The following is a 16,637-nucleotide window of genomic DNA, read 5'->3' as shown; positions in this document are numbered from 1 at the left end:
CCTCCGCAGACGGCCCAAGCGGCTTGACTCGAAACTCTACCTACGTTGAATAAGCAGATGCGCCGCAATCGCCGACCATCGAAGCAAATGCTCCTGCTGCTCGATACGCTGGCGCTGCGCGCGCAGGAATGGCGCCATGGCTATGATCTGATGAAGGATACCGGCCTGCTGTCGGGCACGCTCTATCCGTTGCTCATGCGGATGACCGAACAGGGGCTGGTGGAGGCCGAATGGCGGGAGCCGGAACAGCTCGGCCGGCCGGCACGGCATGTTTATCGGCTGACGAAAGCGGGTATGGCGCTGGCATTGGCGCAGGCGACAACGGAGGTTCGTGCCACTCCGTCCAAAGCGGCCTTCGCATGAGCCGGGCCCTGGCGCGGGCCCTGATGCATTTGGCGATCTGCTGCCTCGGCCGGAGTCGCCAGGAATGGGCGCGTGCCATGCAGGCCGAGTTCGAGGCGGTGGAAGAGACGGGCAATCCGTTGATCTTCGCGGGCGGGTGCCTGATCGCGGCGTGGCGCGAAGTGCCGCATCATGCAGAGGGGCGCTTCGGCCTTGTCACCCACCTGCTCGCGATCGGCCTGTTGATCCCGATCGCCTGCCTGCAATTCGCCTATGCGATCGGGCTGACGATGGGGCCGCACGGCGCATATTTCATGCTGGTAGCCACCGGATCCGACGCGCCTTATGCGGCCGATGCTCAACGCAGCGGGATCCCGGCCTTGCTTCTGTTATGGTCCTTGCTGGGCGTTGCGCATCTGCAACTTGCCTGGGTTCTGCTGGACCGGGACTGGGACCGCATCGTGCGAATAGGCGCGATGATCGCGGCGGGGATGCTGACCCTCGTCCTGTTCATGGAGCTGCTGATGCTCCACGTCGGCACGTTGCTGATGCAGGCGGGCGTTCTGACCATCGAGCTGATCGTCATCCTCGCGATCGCACGCTGGCATAGCCGGATCGGTCAGGACGGTGTGACAGCTCTCCCTGCTTGATAGGGCATTGGCTTAGCCCCCTTGGCGCCTCCCATCTCCCGCGCCGCATTTTCAAGACGAGTCAGTCATCTAGAGCGTGATGACTTTGGTAGGACCCGTTCGTCTCGAGTAGCGATCGAGCCCTTCGACTGCCTGCGAGGCAGGCGCTCAGGACAGGCTTGTCGAGAGCGCGTATCGAGAGATACCCACCAATGCCTCGATACGCGCCCTCGATACGCCCTGCGGGCAACTCGGTCGCTACTCGGCACGAACGGATCAGTGTAAAGTCATCACGCTCTAGGCAGACGGACCTCAGAGTGGCCTTACGCGTGCGTCCTGTGCTGCCCGCCAGCCTCGGTGCGTTCCACCAGGCCGTCGCGGAAATGAACGATCGTGCTGGCATAGGCCGCCATGTCCGGCTCGTGCGTCACCATCAGGATCGTGATTCCGACGCGGCGGTTAAGATCGCTCAGTAATTCCATGATCTCGACGGATCGCTCGGAATCGAGGTTGCCCGTGGGTTCGTCGGCCAGCAGCACGTCCGGCTCGGTCACCAGAGCACGTGCGATCGCGACCCGTTGTTGCTGTCCGCCCGACAGCTCGGCGGGCGTGTGATGCCACCAGTCCGCCAATCCGACCTTGGCCAGCGCCGCCATGCCGCGCTCGCGCCGCTGACGACGATCCTCGCCGCGATAGACGAGCGGTAGCTCGACATTCTCAAGCGCGGTCGTGCGCGCGAGCAGATTGAAGCCCTGGAAGACAAAACCGAGATAGCGCCGCCGCAGCAGCGACCGCTGATCGCGATCCAGATTCTCAACATGGACGCCGCGGAACGTGTACGCGCCCGACGTCGGCACATCGAGGCAGCCGAGGATGTTCATCGTGGTCGATTTGCCGGAACCGGACGATCCCATGATCGCGACGAAGTCGCCCGCGAAGACGTCCAGATCGATGCCGCGCAGCGCCTGGAAGGCGGCAGCACCCTGACCAAAGCGCTTGGTGACGCCCCGCAACGAGATGAGCGGATCGGCCACCTTGGTTAAGCGGCGCCTGCCAGTTGGCCGGTGATAACCTGCATCCCTGGTTTCAGGCCCGGACCGCGAACCTCGGTGAGGCTGCCATTGCTGTGGCCGATCGTGACCGGCCATGCCTTGGGCTTGCCATCGGCACCAACCGTCCAGATTTGCTGACGGCCGCCGCGGGAAATGGTGGCGTTCTTGGGTTCCTGTGGCGGGCCGCTGAAAATGCCTTTCTTGGCGGTCGCCGTCGGCGGTGTGAAGCGCAGCGCGGCGTTGGGCACGAGCAACACATTGCTGAGCCGATCGGTGACGATGCTGGCGGTGGCGGTCATGCCCGGCTTCAACAACAGGTTGGGATTGGCCACCGATAGCTCTGCCGTATAGGCCACCACGGTCGTGCTCGTCGTCGCGGTGGTGCCGGCGCTATTGATGGCCGGTGTCGCATTGGCCCCAAGATCCACGCGCGTCACCGTCGCGGGAAAGGTCTGATTGGGATAGGCGTCGACCGTGAAGGTCGCTGGTTCGCCGGCGTGCAATTCGCCGACATCGGCTTCGTCCACCTTCACCTGCAACCGCATCTTCGACAAATCCTCGGCGATCGTGAACAGGGTCGTGACGTTGAATGAGGCGGCGACGGTCTGCCCAGGCTCAACCTGGCGGGACAGCACCACGCCCGTCACCGGCGCGTAGATCGTTCCCTTGGCCAGGCTGGTCTGATTGGTCGAAACATTTGCGCGCGCTTGTGCCACCTGTGCCTCGGCCTGTGCCACATTGGCGATAGCGCGGGCATAATCGGCGCGCGCGGTGTCGAGCTCCGTCTGCGAAGGTACTTTTCCGCCCGACAATTTATAGACCTGTTGCTGGCGCGCGAGGTTGGCGCGGGTCTGGGCCACCGTGGCGCGCGCCTGGGCGACGCTCGCCTGCGACGCGAGCAAACTGGCCTTGCTCTGCACGAGCGCGTCGCGCAGGCGCGATAGATCAAGCGACGCCAGCGGCTGACCCTTCACAACGCGATCATTGTTGCGGACATAGACCTTGTCGACCAGCCCGGATTCCTCCGACCCGACATTGACCTGGACGGTCGGCACCAAATTGCCGGTGGCGGTCACGGCGACGGTCAGATCGTGCCGTTCCAATGGTGCGGTGGCATAATGGAGGGGCGGCGCCGGGCGGAAACAGCGCGACACCAACAGGAGCAGCAGGAGCATAGCGACGCCGATGCCGATCCACTTGCGCCAGCGGCGCCAGCGCGATCGGGGCGGCTGCCCCAGAAATTCCTCTATGTCGGGTACGGTCATGCGGGATTCCCGGTCTGGGTAAAGGTCTCGCCCGGCTGCCAGCCGCCGCCGAGCGCGAGGTATAGCTGAACCAAAGCGAGGGATTGATCGGCCTGCGCCGCGACCAGCTGGTCCCGGGCCGACAGCAGACTCTGCTCGCTCTGCAGGAGCGTCAGGAAATCGGTCAGGCCCGCACGATATTGGCTGCGCGCATAGATGGCGGCGTTGTTGGCAGCGTCGAGCGCGACGACCAGCTCTCGCTGCCGCGCCTTGGCGGCCTCCAGCGCTTGAATGGCGTTTTCAACGTCCTCAAGCCCGCTGAGGACGGTCTGCTTGTAGGTGGCGAATGCCAGATCCGCCCCGGCGCGCGCGGATCGCACCTGCGAGCGCAGCCGCCCGGCGTCGAAGATCGTCTGGGTCAGGCCGGCGAACAATCCCCCGGTCAGCAGATCGCCGAGCTTCCCGACGGTGGCGGCGGTCGTATTGATATTGCCGGTGATCGAAAGCGCCGGGAACAGCGACGCCCTGGCGACGCCGATGCGCGCAGTGGCGGACGCCAGCGAACGCTCCGCCTGGCGCACGTCTGGGCGGCGCCGCAGCGTGTCTGCCGGGATGCCCACATCGATCCTGTCCGGGCCGCGCGGGATCGGCTGTGTCGCCGCCATGGCGGTGCGCAAAGCACCGGGCGCCTGGCCGGTCAACGTGCCTAATCGGCTGACCGCCTGGACATAGGAGGTTTCCAGAGCAGGGATGGTCGCCGCGGTCTGCGCGCGTTGCGCGCGGGCTTGCTCTGCGTCCAGCGAGGAGGCCAGTCCCGCCTGGACGCGCCAGCCGGCGATCTCGAGATTATCGTCCTGCGTCTTGAGCGTGTTGCGCGCGATCGCGAGCCGTGCCTGTGCGAGCCGCGCCTGGATATAATTCGTGGCGACCTCCCCCGCCACCGAGGTGCGGACGCCTTCGAGGTCGAAGCGCGACGCGGCCTCGTCCGCGCGTGCGGCTTCCAGGCTGCGGCGCAGACCGCCGAAGATGTCGGCTTGCCAGGATGCATTCGATCCGAGCGACAATTGGGTGTTACCCGAACCGCCGCCGGTGGTGATCACCGTGCCGCCGCCGCCATTTCCCGTGCCGCCGCCGATAATGATGTTCGACGATCCGCCATTTGTGAAATTGCGCGTCGCACCGGCAGAACCGGTGAGCGAAGGCAGCAACGCGGCGCGCGATTGGATCGAAGCCTCGCGTGCCTGTCTCAACCGCGCCACCGACTGGGCTATCTGCAGGTTCGCGGCCGTGGCTTGCGCGACCAGATCGGTCAGCATGGGATCGTCGAATGTGCGCCACCACATCGACACGTCGGTGTCTGTATTGGCAACCGCACTCGCGCTGGCGTCATTGATCGTTGCGGGGGGCGTGAAGCCCGGCGGCACGCCGAGCGCAGACGCATTCGGCGCATGGTAATTCGGACCCGCCGCGCAGCCGCCGAGCATGGCCAATGCCGCCAAGGGCAGCCACCGCTTATTCATGGCGAAGCGCATCGATCGGGTTGAGCGCCGCCGCACGTTGCGCGGGGACATAGCCGAATACGATCCCGAGGAACGATGCGAAGAGCAGGCTGCCCAGATTGATCAGAGGGTTGAAGACGAAATCGACGCCCATGATGCCGGTCAGCAGCAAGGACAGGCCGAACGAGAGTGCGATGCCGATCGCACCGCCCAGCGAGCAAAGCACGACCGCCTCCGTCAGGAATTGAAGCCGCACCTCGCGTGCAAGCGCGCCGATCGCCAGCCGGATGCCGATCTCGCGCGTCCGCTCGGTCACCGACACCAGCATGATGTTGACGATGCCGATCCCACCGACGATCAACGAGATCGACGCGATCGCCGCAACCAGCCCGGTCATGACGCGCAGCGTGCCCGACACGGTGTCGGATATCTGCTTCATGTCGATCAGCCGGAAATCCGCTTCCTGATCGGGCGCCAAGTGCCGCCGCTCGCGCAGGAGCTTGTCGAGATCCGCGCTGACGGCCTTGTTGTCGTAGGCCGGATCGACGCCGATCACGATCAGGTTGATGTCCATATTGCCGACGATCTGCCGTTGCACCGTGCGCAGCGGCATCAGCACGACGTCATCCTGATCGTTGCCCATGCCGCCCTGGCCGCGTTCCTTGAGAGTGCCGATGATGGGGCAGGACAGCCTGCCAACCCGCAACTCCCGCCCGAGCGGCTCGCCCGTGGGGAACAGGTTTTTACGCACGGTCGCGCCGATGATGCACACGCTTTTGCCGGCGCTTTCCTCATCGGAGGTGAATGGCCGGCCGGATGTCACCGTCATCGCCTGAATGGCGATGCCGGCATTGGTGGTCCCGGTGACCGTCGTCTGCCAGTTGATGCCGTCAGCGGTTGCCGTCGTACTGGAGCTTGCCTGGCCGGAAACCGCCTTAACCCCGGCAATCTGGCTGCCGATGGTGGGGACATCCTCGGTCTGGAATGGCCGCGGCGCGGCGCTGCCTGCCTGCCGTCCGGCTTGATTCGGAATGACCATCAAGGTGTTGGCGCCCAGCGATGCGATTTGCTGGCGCACCGAAGCCGTCACCCCGTTGCCGACCGTCACCATCGTGATCACGGCCGCCACGCCGATGACGATCCCGAGCACGGTGAGCACGGAACGGAGCAGATGCCGGCGGATTTCGCGAAAAGCCAGAAGGAGCGAAGCGCCGAGCATGTGCGATAATCCTAGCGCATCTGCGTAACGGCGAAACGTTTATCTTGGGCGATGAGCGACCTCTTCGACGCCGTGCTGTATTTGCCACCATGCCGGCCATCGAGCGAACGTCAGGGATGCGCACGGGCGCTTCATGGCGGTGCCGAGAGGGCCACGCATGTCCGCCGGGATCGCCATTGCGGCGAGATGCAGGAGCGGACGTCCGCGCCTGTGCTACCATAGCGCGATGACGGACACACAAAGGGGTTGGGTGGTTCGCGAAGCTGCCATCCAGGCGGTCATTCTTGGCGCGCGAACGGCCAATTTGCGCATTGGCGGACGCTATATTTGTGCGGCGGACGCCGACGAGGATGTGATGGCTGCGACGCTGGCCGGCGCGGGGCTGGACCTGTCCGATAGTGGCCAGTGTGAAGTCGTGGCCTCACTTGTCGTTCCCGCCACGATGCCCTCCATCCTGAATGTGATCGCGCTGCTCAGGGAAATTGCGGCGCCCAAGGGGTATCGCTTGCAGGCGGTCGAGACCGTCGGTGTCACAGACGAGGCGCCCACGGTGCTGGCGTCGGAGATTGGCTACATTCCGTGAGGGCGCCTTAAGGCGGGCCTGCTGTGACAGCACGCTCCCATCGCCGATTATTCGGGGTGCCTGTCCTGCTGCGTCATATAGTCCCGGGTCAGGGGCAGGGTTTCGCGACGGCGGGTCATCTGGATCTGGTAATTGAGATGCCCATCGTGGCGAAAGGCGACGAGGGCGCCGGCCAGATAGAATTCCCACATGCGGTAGAAACGCTCGTCGTAGAGCGACACGATCGCCTGGCGGGAGGCGGCGACACGTTCGAGCCAATGGTCGATCGTGCGGGCGTAATGGAGGCGAAGACTTTCGACGTCGGTGATCCAAAGCCGCGCGGCTTCGATGGCGGGGGCGATCTGGCTCAGCGCGGGCACGTAGCCGCCTGGAAAGATGTAGCGCGCCAGCCACCGGTCGGTGGGCGCCGGTCCGTCCGCGCGACCGATCGTGTGCAACAGCATCACGCCGTCCGGCGCGAGCAGCCCCCGGCATATGCGGAAGAAGGACCGATAATGCGGTGGGCCGACATGTTCGAACATGCCCACCGAGACGATGCGATCGAACGTCCCGCGGACGTCGCGATAATCCAGCAGCGCAAAGCGGACCGCGTCGGCAACGCCCGCATCCTCGGCGCGGCGTCTAGCGACGCGCAGCTGCTGCTCGGACAAGGTGATGCCCAGCACCTTGACCCCCGCGGTGCGATGAAGATGGAGGGCAAGTCCGCCCCATCCACAGCCAATGTCCAGCACCTGCTGCCCCGGCCGCAACGCCAGTTTGGCCGCTATATGCTGCAGCTTGGCCGCCTGCGCTTCCTCCAAGGTAGCGGCGGGATCGGCGAAGTAGGCGCAGCTATAGTGAAGGTCGGCGTCGAGGAAGGTTCGGTAGAGTTCGTTCGAAAGGTCGTAATGATGGGCGACGTTGCGCCGCGCCTGCCTGCGCCAGTTGACCGAGGTCCATCGGCGATTATGCCGCCATGGACGCCACAGTCCCAGGCGTGGCGCATCGTCGTCGTCCCAGTGCGTGTTGCGCCCGATCAGATCGAGGAAGCCGCGAATGTCGCCTTGTTCGACGCGCAATCGTCCGTCGACATAGGCTTCCCCAAGTTCCAGCGCGGGGTTCAGGACCGCGCGCCGCGGTGTTGCCCGATCCGTAAAGCGGATCACGATCGGCGGATCGCCCGCGCTTTCGTCGCCATAGCGATAGCGACGACCGGCCGCATCGACGATCGTGAGCTGACCCTGCCCGATCAGTTTGCGCATCAGGAGATCGAACAACCGCATAGGCTGTAGCTAACGAGTCTCGGCCAAGCTCGCTACGGCGAGAACATCGAGCGCTGCTATCGGCTGACCGGCACGCGCCTCGTCATCGCAAGATTGGTGACCCCTACGGGACTCGAACCCGTGTTTTCGCCGTGAGAGGGCGACGTCCTAGACCGCTAGACGAAGGGGCCGGTCTTGCGAAGAAGGCGCGCTCTTATGGATGTGTGCGGCCAGCGTCAAGCGTCAGGCGGCTTCGGCCTCGGCGGCGGCTTCCTCCGCTTCGCGCTGCTCGGCCTGCTGGCGGGCCCACATCTCGGCATAAAGACCGCCGCGCGCCACCAGGCCGGCATGCGTGCCGCGTTCGGCGATCTGCCCCTTGTCCATGACGACGATTTCGTCGGCATGGACGATCGTCGACAGGCGATGCGCGACAATGATCGTCGTGCGCCGCTGGGCCAGCAGGTTGAGCGTATCCTGGATCGCCGATTCGGTGCGGCTGTCGAGCGCGCTCGTGGCCTCGTCGAGGATGAGCAATTGCGGATCCTTGAGCAGGGTCCGCGCGATCGCGACGCGCTGCTTTTCGCCGCCCGACAGCTTCAGTCCGCGCTCGCCGACCTTTGTCTTGTAGCCGTCCGGCAGGGAGACGATGAAATCGTGGATGGCAGCGCCGCGTGCGGCGGCCTCGACCTCCGCCTGGCTCGCGCCGGCGCGACCATAAGCGATATTGTAGCCGATCGTGTCGTTGAACAGCACCGTATCCTGGGGGACGATGCCGATCGCGCGGCGCAAGGACGCCTGGCTGACGCGGGCGATATCCTGTCCGTCGATCAAGATTCGCCCGCCGGTCACGTCGTAGAAACGGAAGAGCAGCCGCGCGAGCGTGGACTTGCCCGCGCCGGACGGGCCGACCACGGCCAGCGTGCCGCCGGCGGGCACCGCGAAGTCGATCTGCTTCAGGATCTGACGTTCGGGATCATAAGCGAAATCGACCTGCTCGAACCGCACCGCACCACCCTGGGCGATCAGGTCCGGCGCATCGGGGATATCGGTCACCTCCTCCGGCGTATCGACCAGTTTGAACATCGCCTCCATGTCGATCAGCCCCTGGCGGATCTCGCGATAGACCATGCCGAGGAAGTCGAGCGGACGGAAAAGCTGGCTCAACATCGTGTTGATGAACACGACGTCGCCGGTGGAGAAGCGACCCTGGCTCCACCCCCACACGCTGTAGGCCATGGCACCGCCCATCATCAGGTTGGTGATGAAGCCCTGGCCGATATTCATCCAGGCCAGCGACGTTTCCACCTTCGTCGTGGTGTCGACCAGCTTCCTGACGCTTTCGCCATAGCGGTTCTGCTCGACGCTCTCGGCACCGAAATATTTCACGGTTTCGTAATTGAGGAGCGAATCGACCGCCTTCTGCGTCGCCTCGCTATCCGAACGCGTCCATTCCCGGCGTAGCTCGATCCGCCACTCGGTCATCCGGCGGGTGAAGATGATGTAGATGACGACCATGCCGGCGGTGGCGGCGACCAAACCGCCGCCGAATTTGGCGAAGAAGATCACGCACACCGCAACCAGCTCGAAAATGGTCGGCGCGATGTTGAACAACAGGAAATAGAGCATCGTATCGATGCTCTTGGTGCCGCGCTCGATTACCTTGGTGACCGCACCCGTCCTGCGTTCCAGGTGAAAGCGCAGCGACAGGCGATGGAGATGGCCGAACACTTCCAGCGCCAGCTTGCGCGCCGCTTCCTGCCCGACGCGTTCGAAGATCGCATTGCGGAGATTATCGAACAACGTTCCACCGAACCGCGCGGCGGCGTAGGCGACGACCAGCGCCATGGCGAGACCGACCGCATCGTGTGCGGGCGTCATGTGGTCGATCGCACCCTTATAGGCGAACGGCATCAGCAGCGTGATGCATTTGGCGCCGATGACGAGCAGCATCGCGACCGTCACGCGCATCCGCAGCGCCGGTTGGTCCTTTGGCCAGAGATAGGGCAGGAAGCGGCGTAGGGCGGCAAAGCCGCTCTCGGGCCCTGGTGTCGCGTCGGTCGTGGAAGGAGGCATGGTTACGCAAGATAGGATGCGCGCGCCGAACCGCAAATGATGATCGCGTGTCAGGGCGCGCTTCGACTTATTGGAATCGAGAGTCTTCTGCCGTCGCGATCGGCCCGGGGCGGCCGGCCATGCTCAAGCTTCGTACTTCCCGCGGCCTGAACTTGTTTCAGGGTCGATCGAACCTTGGCGTCGGCCGCAGGAGGCGCGGCGGATCAAGACGATTCACAGAGGCGATATCGAAAAAACACCAGAAACGAACTTGATGATCTGCGCGGTCGCCGAACTGCGGAGACTATTGCTGTCCTCCCCCTCCGTCGCCTTCGGCGCCACCTCCCCCTGGCGGGGGAGGATTATGGTGGAGGGCGAAAACTCCGGAAACGAACTTGATGATCTGGACCGGGCGAAATGGCAGCGTGCGTCGCGCTGCGGTCATTCGCATCCTCCCCCGCAAGGGGGAGGTGGCAGGCGTAGCCTGACGGAGGGGGAGGGCGGCGATCTGTGGCCGGGCTGTGGGGGGACTGCTATCCTCCCCCTCCGTCGCCTTTGGCGCCACCTCCCCCTGGCGGGGGAGGATTATGGTGGAGGGCGAAAACTCCGGAAACGAACTTGATGATCTGGACCGGGCGAAATGGCAGCGTGCGTCGCGCTGCGGTCATTCGCATCCTCCCCCGCAAGGGGGAGGTGGCAGGCGTAGCCTGACGGAGGGGGAGGGCGGCGATCTGTGGCCGGGCTGTGGGGGGACTGCTATCCTCCCCCTCCGTCGCCTTTGGCGCCACCTCCCCCTGGCGGGGGAGGATTACGGGCAAAGAGCGGGGGATGGTTTGAACGATTTCAAAGAGCGGAAACGGCCGCGATGGCGCAAGCGCAGCGACCGGATAAGATGGAACAATACAGGAACAAAGTCAAGGAAGGCTGCGCCAATCAGTGTGCGCGGATGGACATCAGCCGTGCGAGCGTGGCGCGGAAGCGGCTGAGTTCGCCGCCGGCCAATTGGGCCGCCTGGACGAACTTTACGCTTGCCGGATTCACGGCGACGTTATTCTTGAACACCTCAAAATGCAGATGCGGGCCGGTCGAGAGGCCGGTCGAGCCGACATAGCCAATCAACTGTCCGGCGCGGACACGCTGGCCGGCTTTGGCGATGATGCGGCTCATATGGGCATAGCCCGTGCCCAGATTGCCCGGCGAGCGGATCTGGACATAATTGCCATGACCGCCATGGAAACCGGCGAAACTGACGACGCCGTCCATCGCCGCAATGATCGGGGAACCCATGGGCGCGCCATAATCGATGCCCTTGTGCATGCGGCTATAGCCCAGCACGGGGTGAAAGCGTAGGCCGAAGCTGGACGTCAGGTGACCGTGCACGGGCATCTTCATCGTGCCGCGCGTTTCGCCGACACCGGCTGCGTCGAAGAATTGTTCCTTGCCGCCCTGCGTCCATTTCAGCAGGCGCAATTCCTTCTTGCCTTGCTGAAGCCCAGCGAACAGCAAAGCGCCGGTCTCGGTCTCTCCGGTGGCGGCGCGGCGATGTTCGAGGATGAGATCGAACCGGTCGTTGGCATGAATGCCGCCGATCGCGACATGCTGCGCCATCGCGCGCATATACGCTTGCACGGCCGTGGACGGCGCCCCCGCCGCGCGGGCCGCGCTCAGCAAGCCGGATCCGACCCGGCCGGCGATGCGCAAAGGCGTGTTGTCGACCGCGATCGGGATGCGCTTGACCCGCAATTGATCGCCTTCGCGGTTCACTTCCAGCGCCAGTTCCAGCTTGGCGCGGAAGGCAAGATGATCGAGCGGCCGTGCCACCGACTTATTGGGGCGACGGCCGAGCGTCATCGCGAGCCTGGTGCCCGGCTTGATCGCATCGAGATCGCCTTTCAGCATCGCCGCGACCGTTTTGGCCTGATCCTCGCCGACGCCGGCGCGCTGCAGCACCCGGGCAAAGCCGTCGCCCGTGCCCAGTGTGGCGCTGACCTGAACCTGCGGCCGTTCCGGCGTGTCCGCCAGCCGTTCGACCAGGTTGGTCGCGATCAACCGTCGTCCGGTATCGGAGCCATAGGCGGAAGGCGCGATCGCCCCGACGCGCATTTCCTGCTCCTGCGCCGCTGCTAAAGGCGGCGCGCCCGTACCGGTGACGGGCGTCATCGTCGGTGCAAAGGATATGGCCAGTCCGCACAAGGCCGTGCAGGTGGCGAGACCACGCCACCATTCCCGACTGCCGATGCGCGTGCCGAGATCGACTACGAGATCGAGGTCAGCCGCGCGATCGATGCCACGGCGCAGCGCGCTGCTCTGGCTCCGCAGTGCCGGGCCCACCGGTGCAAGCGTCGCCGCGCCACCGCCTCCCAAGCCATCGCTCTCCCGCAGGTACATGCGCTTCCCCGTCTCGAGCCTGAAACATCGGTCTCATGCCGACCAGGGGGAAGGACTGTTAAGAACGCCGGTAAAAGTCAAACTAGTCCACGGTTTAGCGGCGATAGCTGCGATGAGATGAGTCGTTTTCCGGGCGAAGCGAGTCAGGCGAGGGAACGGTTCGGTTCGGTGCCGCGCGCGGGCACTTTGTCCACGTCGCCACCGCGGTCGGGCAAGATCCGGAACCAAAGCGCGTAAAGCGCGGGCAGGAAGATCAGCGTCAGCGCCGTTCCGCCGATAGTACCGCCGATCAGGGTGAAGGCCAGCGATCCCCAGAAGACCGAAAAGGTCAGCGGAATGAACGCCAGCACGGCGGCGAGCGCGGTCAGGATCACCGGGCGCGAACGCTGCACGGTCGCTTCGACCACCGCATGATAGGGGGCGAGCCCATCGGCCTGATTGGTATGGATCTGGCCGATCAGGATCAACGTATTGCGCATGATGATACCCGCCAGCCCGATCATGCCGAGGATCGCGTTGAACCCGAACGGCTGGTGAAAGATCAGCAGGGTCGGCACCACCCCCACCAGCGCCAACGGCGCCGTCAGCAGCACCATCGCCATGGCCGCAAGCGAGCGTACCTGGAAGATGATCACCACCATCATCAGCACGATCATGACGGGGAAGACCGCTGCCAGCGCGACATTGGCCTTGCCGGACTCCTCCAGCGCGGCGCCGGTTTCGATCGCATAGCCGGCGGGCAGTTTTGCCTGAATCGGCGCGAGTTTGGCGATCACCTGATTGGCGACGTCGGGCGGCTGCAATCCTTCGGCGACATCGCCGCGCACGGTGATCGTCGTCAGCCGGTCGCGGCGGCGCACGATCGGATTTTCCATGCGCGTCTCGGCATGGCCGATCTGGTCGAGCGGCACGCGCTGTCCCGCGCCGCCGGTCAGCGTGAAGCTGCCGATCCTGGCCGGATCCAGCCGCTCGTTGCCCGCGCTACGGGCGATTACGTCAACGGTGCGGATATCCTCGCGCACCTGGGTGACGCGCGTGCCGGTCAGCAGGAACTGCAATTGCTGCGCGGCATCCTGCGAACTGAGCCCGATCGACCGCAGCCGATCCTGGTCCAGCACGAAATGCACCGTCGGCACGCGCTCGCCCCAATCGGTATTGACCTGGCGCATTTGGGGGTTGGCCTGCATCACGCCGCGTACCTGCTCGGCGATGGCGCGCACCCGCTGTTCGTCCGGGCCGGTGACACGGAATGCGACCGGGAACGGGAAATAGGGTCCGAAAATGATCTGGGTCGCGCGGATGCGCGCCTCCGGCACAAGCCCCTGGGCGGCGGCTTCGCGCACGCGGCGCTTCAATGCCTCGCGCGCTTTCTCGTCGGGCGTCAGGATCACGATCTTGGCAAATGACGGATCGGGCAGTTCGGGCGCGATCGCGAGGAAGAAGCGCGGCGCGCCCTGGCCGATATAGGACGTCACGATCTTCGCCTCGGGCTGCTTGCGCAGCCAGGCCTCGACCTTGGCCGTGGCGGCGCTGGTCGCTTCGATGCTCGTGCCTTCGGGCATCTGCACCTCGACCAGCACTTCGGGGCGATCGGAGATCGGGAAGAATTGTTGCTTGACCAGACCCAGTCCGAACATTGCGACGAAGAACAGGCCGACGACGCCGAGCACGACCTTCTTCTTGTTGGCCACGGTCCAAGCGATCGCGCCGCGCAACTGGCGATAGCGCGGCGTGCCGTAGATCGCGTCATGGCCGCCCTTGACCTTGGCGATGTCGGGCAACAGTTTCACGCCGATATACGGCGTGAAGGCGACCGCTACGACCCAAGAGGTCAGCAGCGCGAACATCACCACCCAGAAGATATTGCCGGCATATTCGCCCGCGCTCGACTTGGCGAAGCCGACCGGCATCAGCCCAATCGCGGTGACGAGCGTGCCCGCCAGCATCGGCGCGGCGGTATGGCTCCAAGCCCAGGTCGAGGCGAAGACGCGATCGCGGCCCTCCTCCATCTTCACCACCATCGTCTCGATCACGATGATGGCGTCATCGACCAACAGGCCGAGCGACAGGATCAGCGCGCCAAGCGTGATGCGGTCGAAATCGCGCCCCGTCGCCAGCATGATCACGAACACGCCCGCCAGCGTCAGCGGCACTGCGGCCGCCACGACAATGCCGACACGCCAGCCCAGGCTGATCAGGCTGACCGCGATCACCACCGCCAGCGCGACGAAGAATTTGAGCATGAACTCGTCATAGGCTTCCTTGATGTTCACCGATTGATCGGTGACCTTGGTCAAGGACAGGCCCAGCGGCATTTCGGCCGAAATAGCGGCGGTCTCCTTGTCGAGATCCTTGCCGAGCTGAAGCCCGTTATACCGCTCCTTCATCACCACGCCGAGCTCCAGCGTCGGCTCGGATTGATTGCGGATCAGGAAGGTGGGCGGATCCTCATAGCCGCGCTTCACCTCGGCCACGTCGGACAATTTGAGCGTGTGTCCGCCGGCTACGATCGGCGTATCCTTGATCTTCTGAAGATCCTGGAGCGCGCCATCCAGCCGCACCAGCACCTGCGGCCCCGCCGTGTCGATCGAGCCTGCGGGCGTGATCGCATTCTGGCTGTTCAGCGCGGCGAAGATGTCGCGCGCGGAGATGCCGAGGTTCGCGAGCCGGGCGTAGGAGAATTCGACGAAGATGCGTTCCGGCCGTTCGCCGATGATGTTCACTTTCTTGACGCCCGGCACGTGCAGCAGGCGCTGACGCAGCCCTTCCGCTTCGCGCACCAGCAAGCGCTGCGGCTCGCCCTTCGCCTTGAGCGCGTAGAGCGCGAAGATGACGTCGCCATATTCGTCGTTGATGAATGGCCCGGCGACGCCCTGCGGCAGCTTCGCCGCCTCGTCGCCCAGCTTCTTGCGCGCCTGGTAGAATTCCTCGGGCACCTCGGCCGGCGGGGTCGAATCACCGAGCGTGACGGTCGTGAAGGCCAGGCCGGGGCGCGTGAACGTCTCGGTCCGATCGTAATATTTGAGCTCCTGCATCCGCTTTTCGAGCGGTTCGGCGACCTGATCCTGCATCTCCTGTGCGGTCGCGCCCGGCCACACGCTGGTGAAGGTCAGCTGCTTGATCGTGAAGCTCGGATCCTCCGCACGGCCAAGATGGACGAAGGCATAGAGCCCCGCGATCGAGATCGCGACGATCAGGAACAGTGTGACCGCGCGCTCCCGCACCGCCAGCGCGGAAAGGTTGAAGCCGCTCACAGCGTGTTGCCCGACTGGCCCGCCACCCGGACATGCTCGCCTGCATGCAGCATATGCGCACCGAGCGCGACGAAGCGCTCGCCCGGGCGAATGCCCCCGATCACCGCCGCACTTTCGTCACCGATCGCGCCCAACCGGACCGGCCGCCAGGTCACCACCGGATCCTTCCCGCCGACGATCCAGACGCCGGGGCCATGGCCATTGTCGTAAATCGCCGACAACGGAATCTGGACCGCGGGCGCGTCGGTGCGATCGGGCAGATCGATCGTGACCGTGGCGCCGAGCGGTGCCCGCGCGGCGGCCCCCGCCAGCACATAACGCGCCTCGAACGTGCGCGTCTGCGGATCGGCGGCATCGGATAATAGCCGCAGCCGGGCAATGCCCGCACCCGGCGCATCGAACAGGCTGGCGCGTGCGACCGATCCGATCGCGGGGCGGATCGTCTCCGGCAGGCTGATGCGGGCTTCCCGCGGCCCCGAATGGGCCAGGCGGATCACCGTCTGGCCGGCGGCGACGACCTGGCCCGGTTCGGACAAGGTCTCGACCACGATCCCGTCGGCATCGGCGACCAGCACCGCATAACCGGCTTCGTTGCGCGCGACCCCGGCCTGCGCCTGCGCCGCGACGAGCTGGGCGTGCGCGGCATCCGCCGCGGCTTTCGCCTGATCATAGGCCGAGGCCGAGACCGCGCCCGCCGAGACCAGATCACGAAAGCGCTTCTCATCGGCTGCGGTCTGGATCGCGCGCGCTTTCGCCGCGGCGACCGCGCCGGCCTGCGCGGCGGTGGCGAGCGCCAGATCGGTGCGGTCGATCCGCATCAAGGGCTGGCCCGCATGGACGAACTGGCCCGCATCCACGAGCCGGGCGACGATCTTGCCGGGCACCCGGAAGCCGAGATCGCTCTGCACGCGGGCGGTGACGATGCCCGTGAACTGGCGCGTGCCCGACGGCACACCGGCCAGGGTCGCAACCCGGACCAGCTGGGGGCCGGTGCGGGGATCGGCTTCCGGTCCGCCGCATCCGCCAAGGATCAGTGCCGCGACAGCCGCACCCACGAACCGAACCACAACCGACCGAGACATAGAGCGACCTTCCGTAGCCAACGGCGCTCATCTGCGATCAGGTGACTAATAT

At 65.2% G+C, this 16,637-nt stretch carries 12 protein-coding genes and 1 tRNA gene; 3 read left to right on the top strand and 10 right to left on the bottom strand.

Annotated features, from left to right (window positions below):
* The first annotated feature begins 87 nt into the window (after window positions 1–87).
* Both ACSBM8_RS17205 and ACSBM8_RS17200 read left to right on the top strand, forming a co-directional pair.
* Window positions 88–363: a PadR family transcriptional regulator gene (locus ACSBM8_RS17205; RefSeq protein WP_442679213.1), complete on the top strand. Its 276-nt coding sequence runs from the start codon at window positions 88–90 to the stop codon at window positions 361–363.
* A complete protein-coding gene (locus ACSBM8_RS17200) occupies window positions 360–992 on the top strand; it encodes a hypothetical protein (protein ID WP_442679212.1) in 633 nt (210 codons plus the stop codon). Before ACSBM8_RS17205 ends, ACSBM8_RS17200 begins: the two co-directional genes overlap by 4 nt.
* 302 nt (window positions 993–1,294) lie before the next feature.
* Here the strand turns inward: ACSBM8_RS17200 and ACSBM8_RS17195 are convergent, their stop codons facing one another.
* The 4 genes from ACSBM8_RS17195 to ACSBM8_RS17180 are packed head-to-tail and all read right to left on the bottom strand — an operon-like array spanning window position 1,295 to window position 5,985.
* Window positions 1,295–2,005 carry an ABC transporter ATP-binding protein gene (locus ACSBM8_RS17195; RefSeq protein WP_442679211.1) on the bottom strand — a complete coding sequence of 237 codons (711 nt, stop codon included), beginning with the start codon at window positions 2,003–2,005 and terminating at the stop codon, window positions 1,295–1,297.
* A gap of 5 nt (window positions 2,006–2,010) precedes the next feature.
* Window positions 2,011–3,288: an efflux RND transporter periplasmic adaptor subunit gene (locus tag ACSBM8_RS17190; protein WP_442679210.1), complete on the bottom strand. Its 1,278-nt coding sequence runs from the start codon at window positions 3,286–3,288 to the stop codon at window positions 2,011–2,013.
* Window positions 3,285–4,787 (bottom strand): efflux transporter outer membrane subunit, encoded by a 1,503-nt coding sequence (locus ACSBM8_RS17185; RefSeq protein ID WP_442679209.1) that lies wholly within the window; start codon window positions 4,785–4,787, stop codon window positions 3,285–3,287. The genes ACSBM8_RS17190 and ACSBM8_RS17185 overlap by 4 nt, the downstream gene beginning before the upstream one ends.
* A complete protein-coding gene (locus ACSBM8_RS17180) occupies window positions 4,780–5,985 on the bottom strand; it encodes an ABC transporter permease (protein ID WP_442679208.1) in 1,206 nt (401 codons plus the stop codon). Before ACSBM8_RS17180 ends, ACSBM8_RS17185 begins: the two co-directional genes overlap by 8 nt.
* A 250-nt stretch (window positions 5,986–6,235) precedes the next feature.
* On the opposite strand from ACSBM8_RS17180, the gene ACSBM8_RS17175 reads away from it, so the two are divergent.
* Window positions 6,236–6,568 carry a hypothetical protein gene (locus ACSBM8_RS17175; protein ID WP_442679207.1) on the top strand — a complete coding sequence of 111 codons (333 nt, stop codon included), beginning with the start codon at window positions 6,236–6,238 and terminating at the stop codon, window positions 6,566–6,568.
* A gap of 47 nt (window positions 6,569–6,615) precedes the next feature.
* Here the strand turns inward: ACSBM8_RS17175 and ACSBM8_RS17170 are convergent, their stop codons facing one another.
* From ACSBM8_RS17170 to ACSBM8_RS17145, 6 genes are all read right to left on the bottom strand, one after another.
* Window positions 6,616–7,809, bottom strand: coding sequence for a class I SAM-dependent methyltransferase (locus ACSBM8_RS17170; protein ID WP_442679206.1), 1,194 nt, complete (start codon window positions 7,807–7,809; stop codon window positions 6,616–6,618).
* Between the two features lie 115 nt (window positions 7,810–7,924).
* Window positions 7,925–8,000: transfer RNA gene (locus ACSBM8_RS17165), tRNA-Glu, on the bottom strand.
* Between the two features lie 52 nt (window positions 8,001–8,052).
* Window positions 8,053–9,882, bottom strand: coding sequence for an ABCB family ABC transporter ATP-binding protein/permease (locus ACSBM8_RS17160; protein WP_442679205.1), 1,830 nt, complete (start codon window positions 9,880–9,882; stop codon window positions 8,053–8,055).
* Between the two features lie 912 nt (window positions 9,883–10,794).
* Window positions 10,795–12,249, bottom strand: a complete 1,455-nt coding sequence (locus ACSBM8_RS17155) for a M23 family metallopeptidase (protein WP_442679204.1) — start codon at window positions 12,247–12,249, stop codon at window positions 10,795–10,797.
* A 143-nt stretch (window positions 12,250–12,392) separates the two neighbouring features.
* Complete coding sequence (locus ACSBM8_RS17150; RefSeq protein ID WP_442679203.1) at window positions 12,393–15,503, bottom strand: efflux RND transporter permease subunit; 3,111 nt, start codon at window positions 15,501–15,503, stop codon at window positions 12,393–12,395.
* Window positions 15,500–16,585 (bottom strand): efflux RND transporter periplasmic adaptor subunit, encoded by a 1,086-nt coding sequence (locus ACSBM8_RS17145; protein WP_442679202.1) that lies wholly within the window; start codon window positions 16,583–16,585, stop codon window positions 15,500–15,502. Before ACSBM8_RS17145 ends, ACSBM8_RS17150 begins: the two co-directional genes overlap by 4 nt.
* Window positions 16,586–16,637 lie beyond the last annotated feature (52 nt).

Source organism: Sphingomonas sp. ASY06-1R (assembly GCF_052180265.1).
Lineage (GTDB): Bacteria > Pseudomonadota > Alphaproteobacteria > Sphingomonadales > Sphingomonadaceae > Sphingomonas_I.
The sequence above is the reverse complement of the archived record's forward strand: the minus strand, read 5'-3'. Positions and strand labels throughout refer to the sequence as shown.